This window comes from Nocardioides sp. FY1077, assembly GCF_058681775.1.
This window is the reverse complement of the sequence record NZ_JBZWDB010000001.1, coordinates 350,843-369,982: the sequence shown is the minus strand read 5'-3', so window position 1 is coordinate 369,982 and position 19,140 is coordinate 350,843. Positions and strand designations below refer to the sequence as shown.

The following is a 19,140-nucleotide window of genomic DNA, read 5'->3' as shown; positions in this document are numbered from 1 at the left end:
CACGAGAGGAACCACCGAGATGACACTCCCCGACACCACCCGACCGGCCCGGCGGCGCGCCGCCCTGGCCTGCCTCGCCGTCGCCCCGCTGCTGGCCCTGACCGCCTGCGGAGGCGAGGACGGCGGGTCCGGCGACGGCATCGAGATCACGCTGGCCCACAGCTACACCGAGACCCAGCCGCAGCACCGGTGCGGCGCGCAGGTCATCGCCGACGAGGTGGCCGCGGCCGACGCCGGCATGTCGGTGGAGATCTTCCCCGCCAGCCAGCTCGGGGCCGACGCCGACCGCATCGCCTCGGTGGTCTCCGGCGACATCGACATGGACATCCAGGGTGCCTCCGCCCTCGGCGCGGTCTACGAGCCGGTCGCGGTGGTCGACGCCGCCTACGCCTTCGACGACGCCGAGCACCTCGTGCGCTTCTTCGAGAGCGAGGCGTCCCAGGACCTGGTCGACGGCTTCGCCGAGGAGACCGGCGTGAACACCCTCGGCGCCTGGTCGGCCGGTGACCGCCACTTCACGGCCAACGAGCCGATCCGCACGCCCGAGGACCTCGACGGGCTGCGGATGCGCTTCCCCAACTCGCCGCAGTTCCTGCTGAACGCCGAGGCGCTCGGCGCCGACGCCACCGAGGTGGCCTACGAGGAGCTGTTCCTCGCGCTGCAGCAGGGCACGGTCGACGGCCAGGAGAACCCGATCACCAACATCGCCGCGGTCTCGCTGCAGGAGGTCCAGGACTACCTGAGCCTCTCGGCCCACCAGGCCAACTCCAACCTCGTCATCGTCGGCGGGGTGTGGGAGGAGCTGTCGAGCGAGCAGCAGGACGTCCTGCAGTCGGCGGTCGACAAGGCCGTGGAGGAGGTCCCGGGCTGCGTGGCCGAGGACGAGGAGAAGACCCTCGCCGAGTGGGAGGAGTCCGGCGCGATCGAGGTCGTCGACGACGTCGACGTGGAGGCGTTCCGGACCCAGGCCGACGCGACCCTGCGCGACAGCTTCGACGCCGAGCAGCTCGCGATCTACGAGGCCATCCGGGGCACGGCGGAGTGAGCGCCGCGGGGGACGTCCAGACCTTCCGGGGACCGGTCGCGGCCGGTGACCTCGGCCCGACCCTCATCCACGAGCACGTCTTCGTGGGCCACCCGGAGCTCGACCTGAACTTCCCCCACCCCGAGTGGGACGAGGCCGCGGCCGTCGAGACCGCCGTCGCCGGTCTCGACCGGCTCGGCGACCTCGGCATCCGCACCGTGGTCGACCTGACCGTGCTCGGTCTCGGCCGTGACGTGGCCCGGGTGGCCGCCGTCGCCGAGCGGACCAGCGTCAACCTGCTGGCCTCCACCGGCTACTACACCGCCGACTCGCTGCCGCCGTACTTCCACCACAACGGACCGGGGCTGCTGATCGACGACGGGCCCGACCCGTTGACCGAGATGTTCCTCGCCGACATCGAGACCGGCATCGCCGGCACCGGCGTGCGCGCGGCGATGCTCAAGGTGGTCACCGACCGCCCGGGGCTGACCGACGACGTGCGCCGGGTGATGACCGCGGCTGCCGAGGCCCACCAGCAGACCGGGGTGCCGATCACCACCCACACCCATGCACCCTCGCGCAACGGCCGCGACCAGCTGGCGTTCCTCACCGCACGGGGCGTGGACCCCGAGCGGCTCGTCATCGGCCACTGCGGCGACAGCGAGGACGTCGACTACCTGCGCGAGCTGATGGACGCCGGCGCGACCATCGGCATGGACCGGTTCGGCATGGAGCACGTGCTGTCCGACGAGGCCCGCACGCGCACCGTGCTCGACCTGATCGACCTCGGGTACGTCGAGAAGATGGTGCTCTCCCACGACGCCGCCTTCTTCAGCCGGGTCACCCCGCCCTCGTGGCGCGCCCGGCACGCGCCGCACTGGCACATGGAGAACATCTCCACGCGCATCGTGGCGAAGCTGCTCGGCGGCGGCGCGACCGACGACGACGTCCACCAGCTGCTGGTGGTCAACCCGGCGCGGCTGCTGGAGCCGGTCGTCGCCGGGGCGGTGGCCCGGTGAGGACGTCGATCGCCACCGTCTGCCTGAGCGGGACCCTCCCGGAGAAGCTGCACGCGGCGGCCGAGGCGGGCTTCGACGGCGTCGAGGTGTTCGAGCCCGACCTCGTCGCCTCCGCGGAGAGCCCCGAGGAGCTGGCCGCCCTGGCGCACCGACTGGGGCTCACCCTCGACCTCTACCAGCCGTTCCGCGACGCGGAGGGGGTGAGCGAGGACCTGTTCGCCGACGTGGTGCACCGGGCGGAGGCCAAGTTCCGGCTGATGGACCGGCTCGGCATCGACACCGCCCTCGTGTGCAGCAACGTCGCGACGGCGACCGTCGACGACGACCAGGTCTCCGCCGACCAGCTGCGCCGTCTCGGCGACCTGGCGCAGGCCCACGGGGTGCGTCTGGCCTACGAGGCCCTGGCCTGGGGCCGCTTCGTCGACGACTACCGCCGGGCCTGGCGGGTGGTCGAGCTCGCCGACCACCCGGCGGTCGGGCTGTGCCTCGACAGCTTCCACATCCTGTCGCGGGGCCACGACCCCGCCGCGATCGAGGAGATCCCGGGCGAGAAGATCTTCTACCTCCAGCTGGCCGACGCGCCCGCGCTGACCATGGACGTGCTGTCGTGGAGCCGTCACCACCGCCTGTTCCCCGGTGAGGGCACCTTCGACCTCGCGACCTTCGTCGGCCACGTCCTGCGCGCCGGGTACGCCGGCCCGCTCTCGCTCGAGGTCTTCAACGACACGTTCCGCCAGACCGACGGCCTGCGCACCGCCCAGCAGGCGAAGCGCTCGCTGACCTGGCTGGAGGACCAGGTCGCGCAGCTCGCGCCCCCGCCCGCCGCCGACCTCTCCGACCTCGCCGACCTCGCCGACGGCCCGCGGCGCCTGCCCCGGGTCTCGCCGCCCGCGGCGTTCGACTTCGTGGAGGTCAAGGCCGAGGACGCCAGCGACGTCGACGCGGTCCTGCGGCAGCTCGGCTTCGTCTTCCGCGGCCGTCACCGCACGAAGCCGGTCCGGCTGTGGAGCCAGGGGCGTGCGCGGGTGATCCTGAACGAGCAGCAGGCGCGCGACTGGGCGCCGACGCTGGCCGCGGTGGGCTTCGAGGTGGCCGACCCCGCCGCCTCCGCGCAGCGGGCGCGGGCGCTCCAGGCGCCGACGGTGGTGCGACGCACCCACGCCCACGAGCAGGAGCTCGCGGCCTTCCGGGGTCCGGACGGCACCGAGGTGTTCCTGGCGGGGGTCGCGGTCGACGACGCGGCCTGGGTGGGGGAGTTCGAGCACGGCGAGGACCCCGGCACCGACCCCCTGGTGAGCGGGATCGACCACGTCAACCTGGCCCACTCCTGGCAGCACTTCGACGAGGCGGTGCTGTTCTACAGCAGCGTCCTGTCGCTGGGCTCCGGGAGCAGCCAGGACGTCGCCGCGCCCACCGGCCTGGTGCGCAGCCACGTCGTGCGCAGCGCCGACGGCGCCGTGCGGCTGGCTCTCAACGTGGCGCCGCTGGCCTTCGCCCACCCCCACGGGTTCCCGCAGCACGTGGCGTTCGCCTCGAGCGACGTCATGGGGGTGGCGCGCCGGGCGCACGAGCGCGGGCTGCGGCCCCTGCCGGTGCCGGCCAACTACTACGACGACGTGCAGGCCCGCTTCCGGCTGCCCGACGACCGGCTCGCGCAGATGCAGGAGCTCGGGGTGCTGTACGACCGCGACGGCCACGGCGAGTTCGTGCACTTCTACACCGAGACCACGGGCGGGGTCTTCTTCGAGGTGGTCCAGCGCGACGGCGGCTACGAGGGGTACGGCGCACCGAACGCGCCGGTGCGCCTGGCCGCGCAGCACCACCGGGTGGCTCGGACGGGGCGGAGGTGAGTCCGGTGGTGGCCGTGCCGCCGGGGCGGCGGGTCCACGTGCTCAACGGTCCCAACCTCAACCTGCTCGGCACCCGCGAGCCCCGGCACTACGGAGCCGGGACGCTGGAGGACCTGCGCGCCGTCTGCGCCGATGCCGCCGCGGGGTCGGGCCTGGAGCTGGTCTTCCGCCAGTCCAACCACGAGGGCGAGCTGATCGAGTGGATCCACGAGGCCGGCGCCGACTCCCGGGCCGGCGCCGCGGTGGGTGCGGTGCTGAACATGGGGGCCTACACCCACACCTCCGTCGCGATCAGGGACGCGGTCGCGGGCAGCGAGCTGCCCGCGGTCGAGGTGCACCTCTCCAACGTCCACGCCCGCGAGGCCTTCCGTCACCACTCCCACCTCGCGGCCGTCTGCCTCGGGGTCGTGGCGGGGCTGGGCCCGGCGGGCTACCGCTTCGCGATCGAGGCGCTGGCGGCCGGCGGCTAGGTGGCCGACCACCCCTCGGCGGCCGGGTCGAGCGTGGCCTCGCGGTCGCTCGCCCTCCTGTTCGCCTTCGACGAGGACCACCGGCAGCAGACGCTGACCCAGCTGGCGGCCCGGACCGGCCTGCCGGTGTCGACCGCCCACCGGCTGCTGGCCGACCTGGTGGCCGGTGGGGCGCTGAGCAGGCTGCCCGACGGCCGCTACGTCGTGGGTCGGTTCGTCTGGGAGGTCGGCCTGCTCGCCCCGGTGCAGAGCGCCCCGCAGGACGTGGTCGAGGCCGACGACGAGCCGGGGTCCTGGGCGACCCCGGCTGGCCCGAGGTCAGCGCGACCGGAACGGTGGCGCGTGCCCGAGGCGTGACCGGTCCAGCTCGTCAACCTCGCCAGCCGCGGGCGACCGAGGCACGGCAGGCGCCGGCCTCGGCGCCCGCCTCGACGAGCAGCCCGGTGAGCATCGCCGCCCCGAGGTGCACGGTCCCCGGCGGCAGCGGGCCGGTCGCGACGAGCGACGCCAGCCCGTGGACGGCGGCCCAGGCCTGGGTCGCGACCGCGAGCGGCTCGACCTCGGCGGCGAGGGTGCCGTCGTCCCGCGCGCGACGGGCGGCGGCGACCATGTGCTCGAAGACGACGTCGGCGGCGGCGAGGTCCTCGAGGTCGACGCTGGCGTCGAACATCACCCGGAACAGGTCGGGCAGCTCGAGGGCGGTGTCGACGTACACCCGCGCGAACGCCACGAGGTCGGCCACGGGGTCGTCGGTGACCGTGACGGCGTCGAACCGCTGGCCGAGCCGGACGAAGCCCTCCTGCCGCAGCGCGCGCCACAGGCCGTCCATGTCGCCGAAGTGGGTGTAGACCGCCATCGTGGAGACCCCGGTGCCGGCGACCAGGGAGCGCAGGGTGACCGGCTGCCGGGTGCGCAGCAGCTGGGCGGCGCGCTCGAGGAGCAGCGTGCGGACGGCGGGATCCTTCGGGCGGGCCACGGGAACACGATGACATAGCATTGTGTTGTTATGGAAAACACCCGTCGAAGGAGCTCCCCATGACCGTCACCCTCGTCAATCCCGCCGGCCTCCCCGAGGTCCCGCTCTACCGCCACGTGTCGGTGTCGACCGGCACCCGACTGGTCTTTGTGGCCGGTCAGATCGCCCGCGACGCCGACGGTGCGAAGGTCGGCGAGGGGGACCTCGCCACCCAGGTCGAGCAGGTCTACCTCAACCTGCACACCGCCCTCGCCGAGGTCGGCGCCACCTTCGCCGACGTCGCGAAGCTGACCGTCTACCTCGTCGACTGGACCGCCGACAAGATGGGCGCCTTCGTCGAGGGGGTCGCCCGGGCCAGTGCCCGTCTCGGCATCGAGCCCCCGGTCCCGCCGCTCACCGGCATCGGCGTCGCCGCCCTCGCCGAGCCCGACGTCCTCGTGGAGGTCGAGGCCACCGCGGTGCTCGAGTGAGCCGTTCCGCGCCGCGGCGGACCTGGTGGCACTGTAGGGATTTGCCTACAACCTGTAGGCACACCTACGGTGAGGGCATGGACGCCCTCACCGACCGCGACATCCGCGGGTCGTTCGTCAACGCGAGCCGGGGCGAGGCCACGCGGCTGAACCTGCCGCCCGACCTCGACTCCCTGCGCTGGGAGGCGATGGACTTCCTCGGCTGGGTCGACCCGCGGGCCCCGCAGCAGGCGGCGCTCGTCGTGCCGGGCGAGGGTGGGCCGACCGGTGTGCGGCTGCGGCGCAACGCCGGCGGCGGTGGGGGCCGGACGCGGATGTGCACGCTGTGCTGCACCGTCCACCCCGGCAGCGGCGTCTCGCTCATGGTCGCCAACCGAGCGGGCAAGGCCGGGCGCGACGGCAACACCGTGGGCGTCGACGCGTGCAGCGACCTGCGCTGCTCGGGCTACGTGCGCGGGTGGGCGCCGCTGCCGGTCGTCAGCCTCGTCGAGGAGACCACGAGCGTCGAGTACAAGGTCGAGCGGCTGCAGCGCAACCTCGACACGTTCCTGCGGCGGGTGCTGCGGTGAGCCGCGCCGGGCTCAGCCGCGGCGTCGTCGTGCGCGCGGCGGCCGACCTCGCCGACGTCAACGGGATGCGTCAGGTGAGCGTCAGCAGCGTCGCTCGCCACCTCGGCGTGCGCCCGCCCAGCATCTACTCCCACCTCGGCGGTGCCGACGACCTGCACGCCGAGCTCACGGCGCTCGCGCTCACCGAGCTCGCCGACCGCGCCGACCGGGCCCTGGCCGGCCGGTCGGGCCGCGCCGCGCTGGTGGCGCTGGCCGACGTGCACCGCGACTACGCCCGCGACCACCCCGGCCGCTTCGAGGCCGCGGGCCACCTCGACCAGGCGGTGACCCCCGCGCTGGCGGAGGCCGGCGCCCGGGTCACCGAGCAGACCCTCGCCGTCCTGCGCGGGTACGCCGTGCCCGAGGCCGAGCGGGTGCACGCCGTGCGGCTCCTGGCGAGCGTGCTGCGCGGCTTCGTGCAGCTCGAGGCGGGTGGCGCCTTCGCGCACCGCGAGCCGCCGGCGCAGGAGTCGTGGCGGCGGGCCGTCGACGTCCTCGACGCCGTGCTCCGTGACTGGCCGGTCGGCACGGCCGGGCCCGGGGGGTGACGTCGGCCGCCCGGGCGGCGTCCCGACGTCGGCGGCATACCCCAGACTGGGCATGCGCCCCCGCGACCCGGGGCGCAGTGTCGGTCGATGACCCCCGTCTCCCGACTGCTCGGGGCCCTGGTGGCCCTCGTCCTGACGACCGTCGCGCTCGGCGTCAGCCCAGCGGCGCAGGCCGCCCCCGTGCGTCCGACACCCGCGGGCGCCTGGGGCGTCGACGGCGCCGTCCACGCCACGGCCGTGACCGGCGACGTGGTCGTGGTCGGGGGCAGCTTCGCCAACGCCGTCAGCCCGACGGGCCAGACGGTGCCCCGGCGCAACCTCGCGGCGTTCTCGCTGTCGAGCGGCGCGCTGCTCACCGGCTGGCGGGCCGACGCGTCGTCGGTCGTGCGGGCGCTGGTCGCCTCCGGGGGGTCGGTCTGGGCCGGCGGGCAGTTCACCTCGATCGGCGGCGTCTCCCGGGCCCGGGTCGCCCGGCTGTCGTCGGTCACCGGCGCGGTCGACGGCGCCTTCCGCGCGAACGCGAACGCGACGGTGCGCGCCCTCGAGCTGGCGGGCTCCTCCCTCTACGTCGGGGGCGAGATGACCACCGTCAACGGCACCGCCCGGCCCCGCCTGGCCCGCGTCTCCGCGACCACCGGCGCGCTCGACGCGAGCTTTGCACCCTCCCCCGACGGCAGCGTGCTGGCCGTGGCAGTGGCGCCCGCGAGCCCCTCCACCGTCCACGTCGCGGGTCGCTTCTCCCGTCTGGGCAGCATCCCGCGCGCCGGGGTCGGCGCGGTGACCGCCTCGACCGGGGAGGCCACGGGTCCGGCGTTCGCGACGTCGGTCAGCCCGACCCTCGCGCTCGACGTCAGCGACGACGGTGCGCGGGTCTACGCCGGCCTGGCCGGCAGCGCCAACGCCGTGATGGGCTGGCGCGCCACCGACGGGCGCCGGCTCTTCCGCCAGACCGCGATGGGTGACGTGCAGGCGGTCGACGAGCACGGCGGCGTCGTGTGGTTCGGCTTCCACGACGGGTTCGGGGGCGACACCAGCCTGAAGCTGCTGGCGGCCGACGCCGTGACCGGGGCGGTCGACACGGCGTTCCGTCCGACGTTCGACGGCTTCTGGGGCATCCGGGCGATCACCGCCACCCCCACCGGCGTCGTGGCCGGCGGGGAGTTCACCCGGGTGGCCGGGGTCAGGGCGCTGCGCTGGGCCCGCTTCCTCCCGTGAGGCGCGCGGCCGGGGCGGGTGCCGTGCCGCCTCAGCGCACCATGCTGTTGTCGAGCACCAGCGACAGCCGGGCCTTGACGCTGAGCAGCGTCTCGATGATGAAGTCCTGCCGGCCGCCGTCGAGGCGGCTGATCGGCACCGCGACGCTGAGCGCGTCGCACACCGGGCGGCCGAACGGCAGCGCGACGCCGAAGCAGCGCACGCCGAGGCACGACTCCTCGCTCTCCTCGGCGTAGCCGACCGCGGAGGCCCGCTCGATGATCGCGAGGACGGCGTCCTTGTCGGTGGTCGTGTGCGGCGTCATCGCCGCGATGGTCTCGGGCACGAGGTCGGCGCGGGCCTCCGTGGGCAGCTCGGAGAGGATCGCGCGCCCCAGCGAGGTCGAGTACGCCGGGAGCCGGCGGCCGACCGCGGAGTGCATCCGCAGCGGGTGGGCCGACTCGCGCTTGGCGGTGTAGATGACGTGGGAGCCGTCGAGCCGGCCGAGGTGGACGGTCTCCTCCGTGGCGGTGGCGACCTCGTCCATCACCGAGGCGGCGCGGGCCAGGACCGAGTCGCCGTCGAGGTAGGCCGAGCTGACCACGAGGGAGTGGATGCCCAGCTGGTAGACGCTGCCGGTGGGGTCGGTCTGCAGCCACCCGCGGTCGGTCATCGTGCGCAGCAGCGCGTGCAGGCTGCTCTTGGGGATGCCCAGCCGGGTCGAGAGCTGGAGCTGGGTGCCGGGCCCGTTGGCCGCGATCTCGTCGAGCAGGTCGAGCGCACGGGCGGCGGACTTCACCGGGCCGGCGGCGCCGAGGCCGGTGGTCGTCTTCTCGAGCTGCATGGGGCCTCCTGGAGCCGGGGGGCGTGCAGAGCGAGCCGCACTGCCCCAGGGTAGCGCCAGTTCACAGATATGGACACACTTCAGTTGCTTGACCGTGACCAGGGTCACGTGTACCTTCCTGATTCACATAGAGGAACACAGTTCACGAAGTCGAGGAGCAGTCCGTGATTCAGGTGCGTTACGCAACATCGCCGTCGGGCGTCGAGACAGCAACCACCGAGGACCTGCGCGCCAGCTTCCTCGCGGACGGCCTCTTCGCGGCCGGCGAGGTCCACGGGGTCTACACCCACGAGGACCGGCTGGTCGTCGGCGGAGCCGTGCCCGGCTCCGAGCAGCTGGAGCTGCCGGCCTGGCAGGAGGTGCTCGGCGTGAGCAACCACCTCGAGCGCCGCGAGCTCGGCATCGTCAACGTGGGGGAGCCCGGCCACGTCCTCGTCGACGGCGAGAAGTTCGAGCTCGCCCACCTCGACGGGCTGTACGTCGGCCGCGGCAGCGAGGTCGTTTTCGCCGGGGCCGACGCCGCCTTCTACTTCGTCTCCGCCCCCGCGCACGCCACCTACCCGACCACGCCGGTCGAGCACGCCTCCGTCGAGCCGGTGCCGGTCGGCGCCGCGCAGGGTGCCTCCGAGCGCCACCTCTACCGCTACGCCTGGGGCTCCGAGCTCGAGACGGCCGCGCTGCAGTTCGGCGTGACGGTGGTGGCCGACGGCTCGGTGTGGAACACCTGCCCGCCGCACCTGCACGACCGCCGCACCGAGGTCTACCTGTACGTCGACCTGGCCCAGGACGCCCGGATCTTCCACTTCATGGGCCAGCCCGGCGCGACCCGCCACCTGGTGGTCTCCGACCGCCAGGCCGTCATCTCGCCGCCGTGGTCGGTGCACGCCGGCGCCGGCACCGGCTCCTACGCCTTCATCTGGGCGATGACCGGCGAGAACAACGACTACACCGACCTCGCACCCGTCCCCCTGGACCAGCTGTGAGCACGCAGGTGGAGACCGAGCGCCGCTCGCCGTTCGACCTGCACGGTCGCACCGCGGTCGTCACCGGCGCGGGCCGCGGCCTGGGCCAGGGCGTCGCGCTGGGCCTGGCCCAGGCGGGCGCGGACGTCGTCCTGGTGGGCCTGCCCGGGAGCCAGGACGACACCCGCGACATGGTCGCCGGCCTCGGCCGCGACGTCGACGTGGTCGACCTCGACGTCTCCGACCACGAGGCCATCGCGCAGGTCTGCGCGCAGGTCACCGCCAGCCACCAGGTCGACATCCTGGTCAACAACGCCGGCATCATCGAGCGCGAGGACACCGTCGACCTCAGCCCGGAGTCGTGGAACCGGGTCGTCGACATCAACCTCAGCGGGCTGTTCTTCCTCAGCCAGCACCTCGGCCGGCCCATGGTCGAGCGCGGCCACGGCAAGATCGTGAGCATCGCCAGCCTGCTGGCGTTCCAGGGCGGCATCCGCGTCGTCTCCTACGCCGCGAGCAAGCACGGCGTCGCCGGGATCACCAAGGCCCTCGCCAACGAGTGGGGCCCCCACGGCGTGCAGGTCAACGCCATCGCCCCCGGCTACATGGCCACCGACAACACCACCGCGCTGCGCCAGGACCCCGAGCGCTCCTCGGCGATCCTCGGCCGGATCCCGGCCGGTCGCTGGGGCACCCCCGACGACATCGCGGGCGCGGCGGTCTTCCTCAGCTCCCCGGCCGCCGACTACGTCAACGGCCACGTCCTGGTCGTCGACGGCGGCTGGATGGCCCGCTGACCCGCCCTACGCCCCACAAAGCCCCACAGCCCCACAGCCCCACAGCCCCACCCAGCTCAGCCCCGCCCCACAGACAGCTCAGCCCCACCACGGCCGCCCCGCGGTCACCCCACAGCTCTCGGACCCAACTCGCCGGACGTCCGGCACTCAGAGAAGAGGATCGACGATGATCGTCAAGTCCCGTTCCGCCGTTGCGGCGCTCAGCCTGTCGCTGGCCGCCATCGCCCTGACCGGCTGCAGCGAGGAGTCGGCGGCCGGCAACGACAGCTCCGCCTCCGGGGCGGCCTGCGCCCCCGAGGACGTCAAGCTGGTCGGCCAGGTCCGCAACGAGTCCAACCCCTACGAGGCCTCCTGGCTCGACGGCGGCGACGCCTTCGCCGAGTCCGTCGGCCTCGAGCAGCAGCGCCTCACCTACGACGCCGACTCCACCAAGCAGCAGGAGCAGGTCAGCCAGCTGCTCGCCGGCGACACCGAGTGCCTGGTCATGAACATCCTGCCCAACGGCGACTCCGACACCCCGCCGATCGTGGAGCAGGCGCAGGAGGCCGGCGCGTTCCTGGTGACGCAGTGGAACAAGCCCGCCGACCTCGCGGTGACCGACCACGACCAGTGGCTGAGCCACATCACCTACAACGGCGTCGAGTCCGGCCAGCAGATCGGCGACGCGCTCGCCGAGGCCATCGGCGGCTCGGGCGGCATCATCGCCCTGCAGGGCATCCTCGACACGGGCGCCGCCAAGGACCGGTACGCCGGCCTGGAGGAGTCCCTCGCGGCCAACCCCGACGTCACCCTGCTCGACCAGCAGACGGCGAACTTCTCGCGCGCCGAGGCGCTCGAGGTCACCAAGACCCTGCTGACCAAGCACGGCGACGAGGTGAAGGGCATCTGGGCGGCCAACGACGACATGGCCCTCGGTGCGCTCGAGGCCCTGAAGGCCGCGGGCCGCGACGACGTGGCCGTGGTCGGCATCGACGCCGTGCCCGACGCGCTCACCGCCATCCAGGACGGCTCGATGACCGCCACCGTCTCCAGCGACGGCCCCTGGCAGGGCGGCATCGGCCTGGCCATCGGCTACTGCGTCGCCACCGGCGAGATGTCGGTCGACGACATCGCCGACGAGGACCGCGCCTGGTACGCCGAGCAGTTCCTCATCCAGGAGGACAACGTCGCCGAGTTCCAGAGCCCCGAGGCCGACATGTCCGACTTCGAGTGCGGCGAGGTCTTCAGCCGTTCGCAGGGCCCGATCTCGTGACCGTGACATCCCCCGCCGAGGACGTCGACGTCGCCGCGGCGCGCCCCCAGCCTCGGCGGGGGGTGTCGTTCCGGGACGCCGGTCCGCCGATCGCCCTGGTCACCATCTTCCTGGCCTTCTCGGTCCTGAGCTCCGACTTCCGCACCCTCGGCAACGTCCAGAACATCATGGACACCGCCGCGGTGCTGGCCGTCGTCACGTGCGGCATCACGTTCGTGCTGATGATGGGCTCCATCGACCTCTCCGCCCCCGGTGTGATGGGCGCCTCCGCGATCGCGGTGGCGCTGCTGGTGGCCAACAACCGCAACGACAACGACCTCGGTCTCCTCGGCATCCTGCTCGCGGTCGTCCTGGCCGCCGGCCTCGGCTGCCTCAGCGGCCTCGCGCTCGTGCTGCTCAAGGTGCCGTCGTTCATGACCACGCTCGGCGTCTCGGCCATCGGCCTGGGCGTCGCGACCCTGATGTTCAACGGGGTGCAGCCCAACGTCACCGACGACACGCTCGCCAGCTGGGCGGTCGACCGGTTCCTCGGGCTGTCGTACCTGACCTGGATCGCCGCGGCCTGCGTGCTCCTGGGCTGGCTGGTGCAGCGCTACTCCCGCCTCGGGCGCTACGCGTTCGCGATCGGCGGCGCCGAGGAGGTGCTCGCGCTCTCGGGGGTCAGGGTCGCGCCGTACAAGGTCGCGGTGTTCACCCTCGCCGGCGCGTTCTACGGCCTGGCCGGGGTGATGGTGACCAGCCAGCTCAGCGCCGGCCTGGTGCAGGCCGGCCGGGGCTACGACTTCGCGGCGATCACCGCCGCCGTGGTCGGCGGCACCCTGCTGACCGGTGGCCGGGGCGGGGTCCTGCACTCCGCGGTCGGCGTCCTGCTCGTCACGGTGCTCACGAACGGCCTGGTCCAGATCGGGGTCAGCCCCTACTGGCAGGGCGGCGTGCAGGGCCTGATCGTCGTCGCCGCGGTGGCCGCCGCGGTCTTCCCGCAGCGTCGAAGGAACCAGGTGACCAAGTGAGCATCGACATCGGGGCCCAGCCCCACCCGATGACGCCGGCGCTGGAGGTGCGCGGCCTCGTCAAGCACTACCCGGGCGTGAAGGCGCTCGACGGCGTCGACCTCGTCGTCCACCAGAACGAGGTGCTCGGCCTGGCCGGCGAGAACGGCGCCGGCAAGTCCACCCTCCTCAAGGCGCTGGTCGGCCTCGTGCGTCCCGACGCCGGCGAGATCTGGGCCCGGGGCGAGAAGGTCCGGCTCAAGAGCGTCGTCGACGCCGCGAACCACGGCATCGGCATGGTGTTCCAGGAGCAGTCGCTGGTGCCCAACCTCACCGCCGCCGAGAACATCGTGCTCGGCTCCGAGGGTCGCGGCGTGCGCGGCGGCGTCTACCGCTGGGACACCATGCGGCGGATGGCGCAGGAGCAGCTCGACAAGATCGGGTCGCACATCGACCCCCTGGCCCGCACCGACACCCTGAGCTTCGCCGAGCGGCAGATGGTGGAGATCGCCAAGGTGCTGCGCATCGAGCAGCGCAGCCAGCACCCGCCGGTGATCATCCTCGACGAGCCCACCTCGGTGCTGGAGTCGAAGGAGATCGACACCCTCTTCGAGCAGGTGCGCCGGCTGCGCGAGTTCGCCTCCGTGGTCTTCGTCTCGCACCGGCTCGACGAGGTGCTCGACGTCTGCGACCGCGTCGCCGTGCTGCGCGGTGGCCGCTCGGTCGGCGAGGTCGCCACCGCCGGCGCCGAGCCCGGCGAGCTGCACCGGATGATGATCGGCTCGACCGGCTCCGACGACCACTACCACGGCAACCTCGCCGACCCGGTCGAGGCGCAGGAGCGGCCCCGGCTCACCGTGCGCGGGCTCTCCGGCAAGACGTTCGCCGGGGTCGACCTCGACGTCGGCGCCGGGGAGATCGTGGCCATCGTCGGCGTGCACGGCTCCGGGCGCGAGGACGTGTGCCGGGCCCTGTTCGGCGTGGAGCCCACCACCGCCGGCGAGGTCGTCCTCGACGGCGAGGAGCTGCACCTCTCCGGTGCCCGCGCCGCCTGCGCGGCGGGCATCGGCTACGTGCCGGCCGAGCGCAAGACCGAGGGCATGGTCGGTCCGATGTCGGTGGCCGACAACATGACCCTGACCAAGCAGCACGCCCGCTGCAGCGGCCCCCTGGTGGTGCCCCGCAAGCAGGCCTCGCTGGTCGACCACTGGATCGAGCGGCTCTCCATCCGCACCCCGCACCGCGGCACCGCGATCCAGCGGCTCTCGGGTGGCAACCAGCAGAAGGTGGTGCTGGCGCGCTGGCTGGTGGCCGGCGACATCCGGCTGCTGCTGCTCGACCACCCCACCCGCGGCCTCGACATCGGCGCCCGCTCCGAGGTCTACCGGCTGATGCGCGAGCTCGCCGGCAACGGCGTCGCGACGGTGCTGCTCGCCGACAGCCTCGAGGAGGCGATCGGCATGGCCGACCGCGTCGTCGTGATGAGCGACGGCAAGGTGACCACGGAGGTCGCCTGCCCCGCCGGCGGCAAGCCGACCCCGCTCGACCTCGTCAAGGAGATGGTGTGAGCACCCCCGCACGTCCGTCCACCCCGCCCCTGCGCTCCTCGGGGACCCGCGTCCCCGACGGCCCCACGGGCGCGGCCTCCCGCACCGCAGACCCCGCGCCTGCCGCCGACGTCGTCAAGGGCGGTCCGACGACCGCCCAGCGGCTCACGTCGTCGATGCCGGTGATCGCCCTCGTGGCGCTGCTGGTGTCGCTGACCATCGCCGACCCCGACTTCCTCACCCAGCGCAGCCTCACCGCGGTGGTGCGCACGTCGGCGCCGCTGGTCGTGCTGGCCGTCGGGGCGACGCTCGTCGTCCTGTGCGGCGGCATCGACCTGTCCATCGCCGCCCTGGCGTCGCTCTCGACGGTCCTGTTCGCGATGTGGCTGCCCGACCTCGGGGGGCTGACCACCCTCGCGGTGATCGCGGTCGCCGCGGCGATCGGCGCGCTGCAGGGCCTCACGCACGTGGTGCTCCGCATCCCGTCGTTCATCGTGACCCTCGGCGGGCTGAGCATCTTCTCCGCGGTCGCGCTCGTGATCTCGGACGCCGGCCCCATCCGCATCGTCGACCGCGACGCCACCAACTGGCTCACGCTCTACGTCGGCGGCTACGTGCCGATGGCGTTCCTAGTCGCCGTGCTCGTCGTGGTGGTGATCGCGCTGGCGCTGCGGCTGACGCCGCTGCAGAGCTACCTCAACGCGACCGGGTACTCCGAGTCGGCGGCCCGCCTGGCCGGCACCCCCGTCGACCTGGTCAAGATCGGCGCGTTCACCGTCTCCGGCGCGTGCGCCGGCCTGGCCGCGATCATGCTGGTCTCCCGCAACTTCAGCGGCAGCCCGACGATGGCCGACAACCTGCTGCTCCCGGCCGTCGCGGCGATCGTCGTCGGCGGCACGGCGATCACCGGCGGCCACGGGAGCGTCTGGCGCTCGCTGGTCGGCGCCCTGGTCATCACGCTGCTGCGGGTCGGCCTGCCGATCGTCGGCGTCCCGTCGGCCTACGAGCAGATCCTCTACGGCGCGATCATCGTCGCCGCCGTCGCGCTGACCCTCGACCGGTCGAAGGTGCTCACGATCAAGTAGCGCTCCGACCCGCCCCCACGTCCCGACGCCCCACCGTCACGCAGACACCGTCACGCAGACACCGCCAAGGAAAGGCACCATGACCACCACCGTGAGCAACGCCCGCTCCGCGCTCCTCCCCGCCGTCCGCGAGTTCCTGTCCTCCCCCAAGCAGCTGCTCATCGGCGGCGAGTGGGTCGACGCCGAGGACGGCAGGACCTTCGCCACCGTCGACCCCGCCACCGAGGAGGTGCTGGTCCAGGTCGCGCAGGCCTCTGCCCTCGACGCCGACCGCGCCGTCCAGGCGGCCCGCACGGCGTTCGAGTCCCCGTCGCCGTGGTCGCGCTTCAGCCCGCGCGAGCGCTCCCACCTGCTGTGGCGCATCGGCGACCTCATCGACGAGCACGGCGAGGAGCTCGCCCAGCTCGAGTCGCTCGACAACGGCAAGAGCCTCGCCTCGGCCCGCGGCGACGTCGGCGTCGCCGCGGAGCTGTTCCGCTACTTCGCCGGGTGGGCCACCAAGATGGAGGGCACCACCATCCCGATGTCGGTGCCGGGCCGCGAGTTCCACGCCTACACCCGCCGTGAGGCCATCGGCGTCGTCGCCGGGATCGTGCCGTGGAACTTCCCGCTGACGATGGCCTGCTTCAAGATCGTCCCGGCCATCACCGCCGGCAACACCGTGGTGCTCAAGCCGGCCGAGCAGACCCCGCTCACCGCGCTGCGCCTCGGCGGCCTCCTGCTCGAGGCCGGCCTGCCCGCCGGCGTCGTCAACATCCTGCCGGGCTTCGGCGACGCGGGCGCCGCGCTCGTGGACCACCCGGGTGTCGACAAGGTCGCCTTCACCGGCAGCACCGAGGTGGGCAAGAAGATCGCCGCCGGCGCCTCGAGGAACCTGAAGAAGGTCTCCCTGGAGCTCGGTGGCAAGGCGCCCAACATCATCTTCGCCGACGCCGACCTCGACGCCGCGGTGGCGGGCGCCGCCCTCGCCGGGTACTTCAACGAGGGCCAGTGCTGCGTCAACGGCTCGCGCCTCTACGTGCAGCGCTCGGTCTTCGACCAGGTCGTCGAGGGCGTCGCCGCGGCGGCCCGCCAGATCACGGTCGGGAACGGGTTCGACGAGGCCACGACCATGGGCCCGCTGGTCTCCCAGGAGCAGCACGAGAAGGTCATCGGCTACGTGCGCGGCGCCATCGCCGACGGCGCGACCCTCAACGCCGGCAGCGGCGAGCCGGCCGCCGACCGGGGCTACTTCTTCGCCCCGACCCTGATCACCGGTGTCACCGAGCAGATGGCGATCCAGACCGACGAGATCTTCGGCCCGGTCGTCACCGCCATCCCGTTCGACACCGAGGACGAGGCCGTCGCCGCGGCCAACAACACCGTCTACGGCCTCGCTGCCGGTGTCTGGTCGCGCGACCTCGGCACCGCCCACCGGGTCGGCTCCAAGCTGCGCGCCGGCACGGTGTGGCTCAACACCTGGCACGCCGACGACGTCACGCTCCCGCGCGGCGGCTACAAGCAGTCCGGGTGGGGCCGTGAGCTCGGGTCGTTCGGCCTCGACGACTACACCGAGCTCAAGACCGTCATCGCCGAGCTGCGATGAGCGCCACCGACGTGCTCGGGCCGCACCGGGTGGTGCCCGTCGTGGTGCTCGACGACCCCGCCCGGGCCGACCACCTCGGTGCGGCCCTGGTGGCCGGTGGCCTGCCGGTCGCGGAGGTCACCTTCCGCACGCCGGAGGCCGCCGCCGTGCTCGCCCGGATGGCCGGGCGCGACGACCTCGTCGTGGGCGCCGGCACCGTGATCACCGCAGCGCAGGTCGACCGCGCCCACGCCGCCGGGGCCCGCTTCGTGGTCTCGCCCGGGCTCAGCGCCGCGGTGGTGCTCCGGTGCCAGGAGCTGGACCTTCCGGTGATCCCCGGGGTCAGCACCGCCAGCGAGATCATCGCTGCGCTCGACCTCGGGCTCGACGTCGTCAAGCTCTTCCCCGCCGAGGCGAGCGGGGGGCTGGGCACCGTCAAGGCGCTGTCCGCCGCCTTCCCCCAGGTGCGGTTCGTGCCCACCGGCGGGATCACCGAGGCGAGCGCCCCGGCGTACCTGGCCCACCGCGCCGTCGCGGCCGTCGGCGGGAGCTGGATGGTCGCCCCCGACCTGCTCGCCGCGGGTCGGTGGGACGAGGTCACCGCCCGCAGCGCCGCCGCTGCACGTCTGTCCACCCCCGAGCCCGCCCCTGCCCTGATGGGAGCCCCGTCATGATCGAGACCCGTCCCGCCGACGAGTGCGAGTTCGACATCGTCGCGCTCGGCGAGGTGATGCTCCGCCTCGACCCCGGCGAGGGCCGCGTGCGCACCGCACGACGGTTCGAGGCCTGGGAGGGCGGCGGGGAGTACAACGTCGCCCGCGGGATGCGCAAGGTGTTCGGCCTGCGCGCGGGCGTCGTGACGGCGCTGGCCGACAACGAGATCGGCCGCCTGGTCGAGAACCTGGTGATGCAGGGCGGTGTCGGCACCTCCCTGATCCAGTGGGAGGAGTACGACGGCATCGGCCGCACCGTGCGCAACGGGCTGAACTTCACCGAGCGCGGCTTCGGCGTGCGGGGGGCGCTCGGGGTCTCCGACCGGGCACACACCGCGATCGCCCAGATGGCCCCGGGCACGATCGACTGGGACGACCTGTTCGGTCGGCGCGGGGTGCGCTGGCTGCACACCGGCGGCATCTTCGCCGCGCTCTCGGAGCAGTCGGCCGCCGTCGCGGAGGAGGCGATGGCCGCCGCGCAGCGCCACGGCACCGTCGTGTCGTTCGACCTGAACTACCGACCCAGCCTCTGGGCCGGGATCGGCGGGCCCGAGCTCGCTCGCGACGTGAACACCCGGCTGGCCGCCCACGTCGACGTGATGATCGGCAACGAGGAGGACTTCACCGCCGCCCTCGGCTTCGACGTCGACCACGTCGACGAGCACCTGCGCACGCTGCCGATCGACAGCTTCGCCGCCATGGTCGGCACGGTCGCGGAGAAGATGCCGTGGTTCAAGGTGGTCGCCACCACCCTGCGCACCGTGCACAGCGCCAGCGACAACGACTGGCAGGCCATCGCCTGGTCGCCCGAGACCGGTGTGCTGTCGTCGGTGGCCCGCGACCACCTGGGGATCTACGACCGGGTCGGCGGCGGCGACGGGTTCGCCTCCGGGCTGGTCTACGGCCTGCTGCAGGGCGAGCCGCTGCAGGACTGCCTGGAGCTCGGCGCCGCCCACGGGGCGCTGGCGATGACCACGCCCGGCGACACCTCCATGGTGACCCGCGACGAGGTCTACGCGCTGGCCGGCGGTGGGAGCGCGCGCGTGCGCCGCTGAGCACCACGCACGACCGGACGCCAGGTGGCGGGACGGCCCTCTCTCGGGCCGTTCCGCCGCCTGGCGTTGTCATTTCAGGGCTGTAGTTTCATGTCTGTGAACCAAACGGATTTTGCGTTCACAAATCGGGACGGGGTTCTTGACTCTGTGTGACGTGCGCCATACGTTCGGGC

Annotated in this window: 20 protein-coding genes; 18 read left to right on the top strand and 2 right to left on the bottom strand. The window is 73.2% G+C overall.

What is annotated here, in order from left to right:
* Positions 1-19 precede the first annotated feature (19 nt).
* Genes AC4OR8_RS01735 through AC4OR8_RS01715 form a run of 5 tightly spaced genes read left to right on the top strand, consistent with a single transcriptional unit; the run spans position 20 to position 4,720 of the window.
* Positions 20-1,045 (top strand): DctP family TRAP transporter solute-binding subunit, encoded by a 1,026-nt coding sequence (locus AC4OR8_RS01735; RefSeq protein WP_492163846.1) that lies wholly within the window; start codon positions 20-22, stop codon positions 1,043-1,045.
* Positions 1,042-2,043, top strand: coding sequence for a phosphotriesterase family protein (locus AC4OR8_RS01730; protein ID WP_492163845.1), 1,002 nt, complete (start codon positions 1,042-1,044; stop codon positions 2,041-2,043). The genes AC4OR8_RS01735 and AC4OR8_RS01730 overlap by 4 nt, the downstream gene beginning before the upstream one ends.
* The gene (locus AC4OR8_RS01725; RefSeq protein ID WP_492163844.1) at positions 2,040-3,893 is read left to right on the top strand and encodes a bifunctional sugar phosphate isomerase/epimerase/4-hydroxyphenylpyruvate dioxygenase family protein; all 1,854 of its coding nucleotides are present in this window, start codon (positions 2,040-2,042) and stop codon (positions 3,891-3,893) included. Before AC4OR8_RS01730 ends, AC4OR8_RS01725 begins: the two co-directional genes overlap by 4 nt.
* Entirely contained in the window at positions 3,890-4,363 is a 474-nt protein-coding gene (aroQ, locus tag AC4OR8_RS01720) for a type II 3-dehydroquinate dehydratase (protein ID WP_492163843.1), read from the top strand. The genes AC4OR8_RS01725 and aroQ overlap by 4 nt, the downstream gene beginning before the upstream one ends.
* Before the next feature lie 33 nt (positions 4,364-4,396).
* Positions 4,397-4,720, top strand: a complete 324-nt coding sequence (locus AC4OR8_RS01715; RefSeq protein ID WP_492163842.1) for a helix-turn-helix domain-containing protein — start codon at positions 4,397-4,399, stop codon at positions 4,718-4,720.
* Positions 4,721-4,733: 13 nt separating this feature from the next.
* Here AC4OR8_RS01715 and AC4OR8_RS01710 read toward each other — a convergent pair whose 3' ends face one another.
* Positions 4,734-5,339, bottom strand: coding sequence for a TetR/AcrR family transcriptional regulator (locus tag AC4OR8_RS01710; protein ID WP_492163841.1), 606 nt, complete (start codon positions 5,337-5,339; stop codon positions 4,734-4,736).
* Between the two features lie 59 nt (positions 5,340-5,398).
* Here AC4OR8_RS01710 and AC4OR8_RS01705 point away from each other — a divergent pair, with 59 nt between their 5' ends.
* From AC4OR8_RS01705 to AC4OR8_RS01690, 4 genes are all read left to right on the top strand, one after another.
* Positions 5,399-5,809 (top strand): RidA family protein, encoded by a 411-nt coding sequence (locus AC4OR8_RS01705; protein ID WP_492163840.1) that lies wholly within the window; start codon positions 5,399-5,401, stop codon positions 5,807-5,809.
* A gap of 77 nt (positions 5,810-5,886) precedes the next feature.
* Positions 5,887-6,378 carry an FBP domain-containing protein gene (locus tag AC4OR8_RS01700; RefSeq protein WP_492163839.1) on the top strand — a complete coding sequence of 164 codons (492 nt, stop codon included), beginning with the start codon at positions 5,887-5,889 and terminating at the stop codon, positions 6,376-6,378.
* Positions 6,375-6,965, top strand: coding sequence for a TetR/AcrR family transcriptional regulator (locus AC4OR8_RS01695; protein ID WP_492163838.1), 591 nt, complete (start codon positions 6,375-6,377; stop codon positions 6,963-6,965). Before AC4OR8_RS01700 ends, AC4OR8_RS01695 begins: the two co-directional genes overlap by 4 nt.
* A gap of 87 nt (positions 6,966-7,052) precedes the next feature.
* Positions 7,053-8,180 carry a hypothetical protein gene (locus tag AC4OR8_RS01690; protein ID WP_492163837.1) on the top strand — a complete coding sequence of 376 codons (1,128 nt, stop codon included), beginning with the start codon at positions 7,053-7,055 and terminating at the stop codon, positions 8,178-8,180.
* A 31-nt stretch (positions 8,181-8,211) separates the two neighbouring features.
* On the opposite strand, the gene AC4OR8_RS01685 is transcribed toward AC4OR8_RS01690, so the two are convergent.
* Complete coding sequence (locus AC4OR8_RS01685; RefSeq protein WP_492163836.1) at positions 8,212-9,003, bottom strand: IclR family transcriptional regulator; 792 nt, start codon at positions 9,001-9,003, stop codon at positions 8,212-8,214.
* A 164-nt stretch (positions 9,004-9,167) separates the two neighbouring features.
* Between AC4OR8_RS01685 and kduI the strand changes: the two genes are divergently transcribed.
* From kduI to AC4OR8_RS01640, 9 genes are all read left to right on the top strand, one after another.
* Positions 9,168-9,986 carry a 5-dehydro-4-deoxy-D-glucuronate isomerase gene (gene kduI / locus AC4OR8_RS01680; protein ID WP_492163835.1) on the top strand — a complete coding sequence of 273 codons (819 nt, stop codon included), beginning with the start codon at positions 9,168-9,170 and terminating at the stop codon, positions 9,984-9,986.
* Positions 9,983-10,762 carry a 2-dehydro-3-deoxy-D-gluconate 5-dehydrogenase KduD gene (gene kduD / locus AC4OR8_RS01675; RefSeq protein ID WP_492163834.1) on the top strand — a complete coding sequence of 260 codons (780 nt, stop codon included), beginning with the start codon at positions 9,983-9,985 and terminating at the stop codon, positions 10,760-10,762. The genes kduI and kduD overlap by 4 nt, the downstream gene beginning before the upstream one ends.
* Before the next feature lie 166 nt (positions 10,763-10,928).
* Positions 10,929-12,014: a sugar ABC transporter substrate-binding protein gene (locus AC4OR8_RS01670; RefSeq protein WP_492163833.1), complete on the top strand. Its 1,086-nt coding sequence runs from the start codon at positions 10,929-10,931 to the stop codon at positions 12,012-12,014.
* Positions 12,015-12,076: 62 nt separating this feature from the next.
* Positions 12,077-13,024, top strand: coding sequence for an ABC transporter permease (locus tag AC4OR8_RS01665; RefSeq protein WP_492163832.1), 948 nt, complete (start codon positions 12,077-12,079; stop codon positions 13,022-13,024).
* The gene (locus tag AC4OR8_RS01660) at positions 13,021-14,571 is read left to right on the top strand and encodes a sugar ABC transporter ATP-binding protein (RefSeq protein ID WP_492163831.1); all 1,551 of its coding nucleotides are present in this window, start codon (positions 13,021-13,023) and stop codon (positions 14,569-14,571) included. The genes AC4OR8_RS01665 and AC4OR8_RS01660 overlap by 4 nt, the downstream gene beginning before the upstream one ends.
* Positions 14,568-15,635 carry an ABC transporter permease gene (locus AC4OR8_RS01655; RefSeq protein ID WP_492163830.1) on the top strand — a complete coding sequence of 356 codons (1,068 nt, stop codon included), beginning with the start codon at positions 14,568-14,570 and terminating at the stop codon, positions 15,633-15,635. The genes AC4OR8_RS01660 and AC4OR8_RS01655 overlap by 4 nt, the downstream gene beginning before the upstream one ends.
* 79 nt (positions 15,636-15,714) lie before the next feature.
* Positions 15,715-17,220: an aldehyde dehydrogenase family protein gene (locus tag AC4OR8_RS01650; protein ID WP_492163829.1), complete on the top strand. Its 1,506-nt coding sequence runs from the start codon at positions 15,715-15,717 to the stop codon at positions 17,218-17,220.
* Positions 17,217-17,873: a bifunctional 4-hydroxy-2-oxoglutarate aldolase/2-dehydro-3-deoxy-phosphogluconate aldolase gene (eda, locus tag AC4OR8_RS01645; protein WP_492163828.1), complete on the top strand. Its 657-nt coding sequence runs from the start codon at positions 17,217-17,219 to the stop codon at positions 17,871-17,873. Before AC4OR8_RS01650 ends, eda begins: the two co-directional genes overlap by 4 nt.
* On the top strand, positions 17,870-18,967 hold the full coding sequence (locus AC4OR8_RS01640) for a sugar kinase (RefSeq protein WP_492163827.1): 1,098 nt from the start codon (positions 17,870-17,872) through the stop codon (positions 18,965-18,967). The genes eda and AC4OR8_RS01640 overlap by 4 nt, the downstream gene beginning before the upstream one ends.
* Positions 18,968-19,140 lie beyond the last annotated feature (173 nt).

Bases quoted from the DNA above. Each gene is read 5' to 3' on its own strand.
- AC4OR8_RS01705 (WP_492163840.1), top strand. From the start codon at position 5,399: ATGACCGTCACCCTCGTCAATCCCGCCGGCCTCCCCGAGGTCCCGCTC.
- AC4OR8_RS01650 (WP_492163829.1), top strand. From the start codon at position 15,715: ATGACCACCACCGTGAGCAACGCCCGCTCCGCGCTCCTCCCCGCCGTC.
- AC4OR8_RS01735 (WP_492163846.1), top strand. From the start codon at position 20: ATGACACTCCCCGACACCACCCGACCGGCCCGGCGGCGCGCCGCCCTG.
- AC4OR8_RS01700 (WP_492163839.1), top strand. From the start codon at position 5,887: ATGGACGCCCTCACCGACCGCGACATCCGCGGGTCGTTCGTCAACGCG.
- AC4OR8_RS01640 (WP_492163827.1), top strand. From the start codon at position 17,870: ATGATCGAGACCCGTCCCGCCGACGAGTGCGAGTTCGACATCGTCGCG.
- eda (WP_492163828.1), top strand. From the start codon at position 17,217: ATGAGCGCCACCGACGTGCTCGGGCCGCACCGGGTGGTGCCCGTCGTG.
- AC4OR8_RS01670 (WP_492163833.1), top strand. From the start codon at position 10,929: ATGATCGTCAAGTCCCGTTCCGCCGTTGCGGCGCTCAGCCTGTCGCTG.
- AC4OR8_RS01685 (WP_492163836.1), bottom strand. From the start codon at position 9,003: ATGCAGCTCGAGAAGACGACCACCGGCCTCGGCGCCGCCGGCCCGGTG.
- AC4OR8_RS01690 (WP_492163837.1), top strand. From the start codon at position 7,053: ATGACCCCCGTCTCCCGACTGCTCGGGGCCCTGGTGGCCCTCGTCCTG.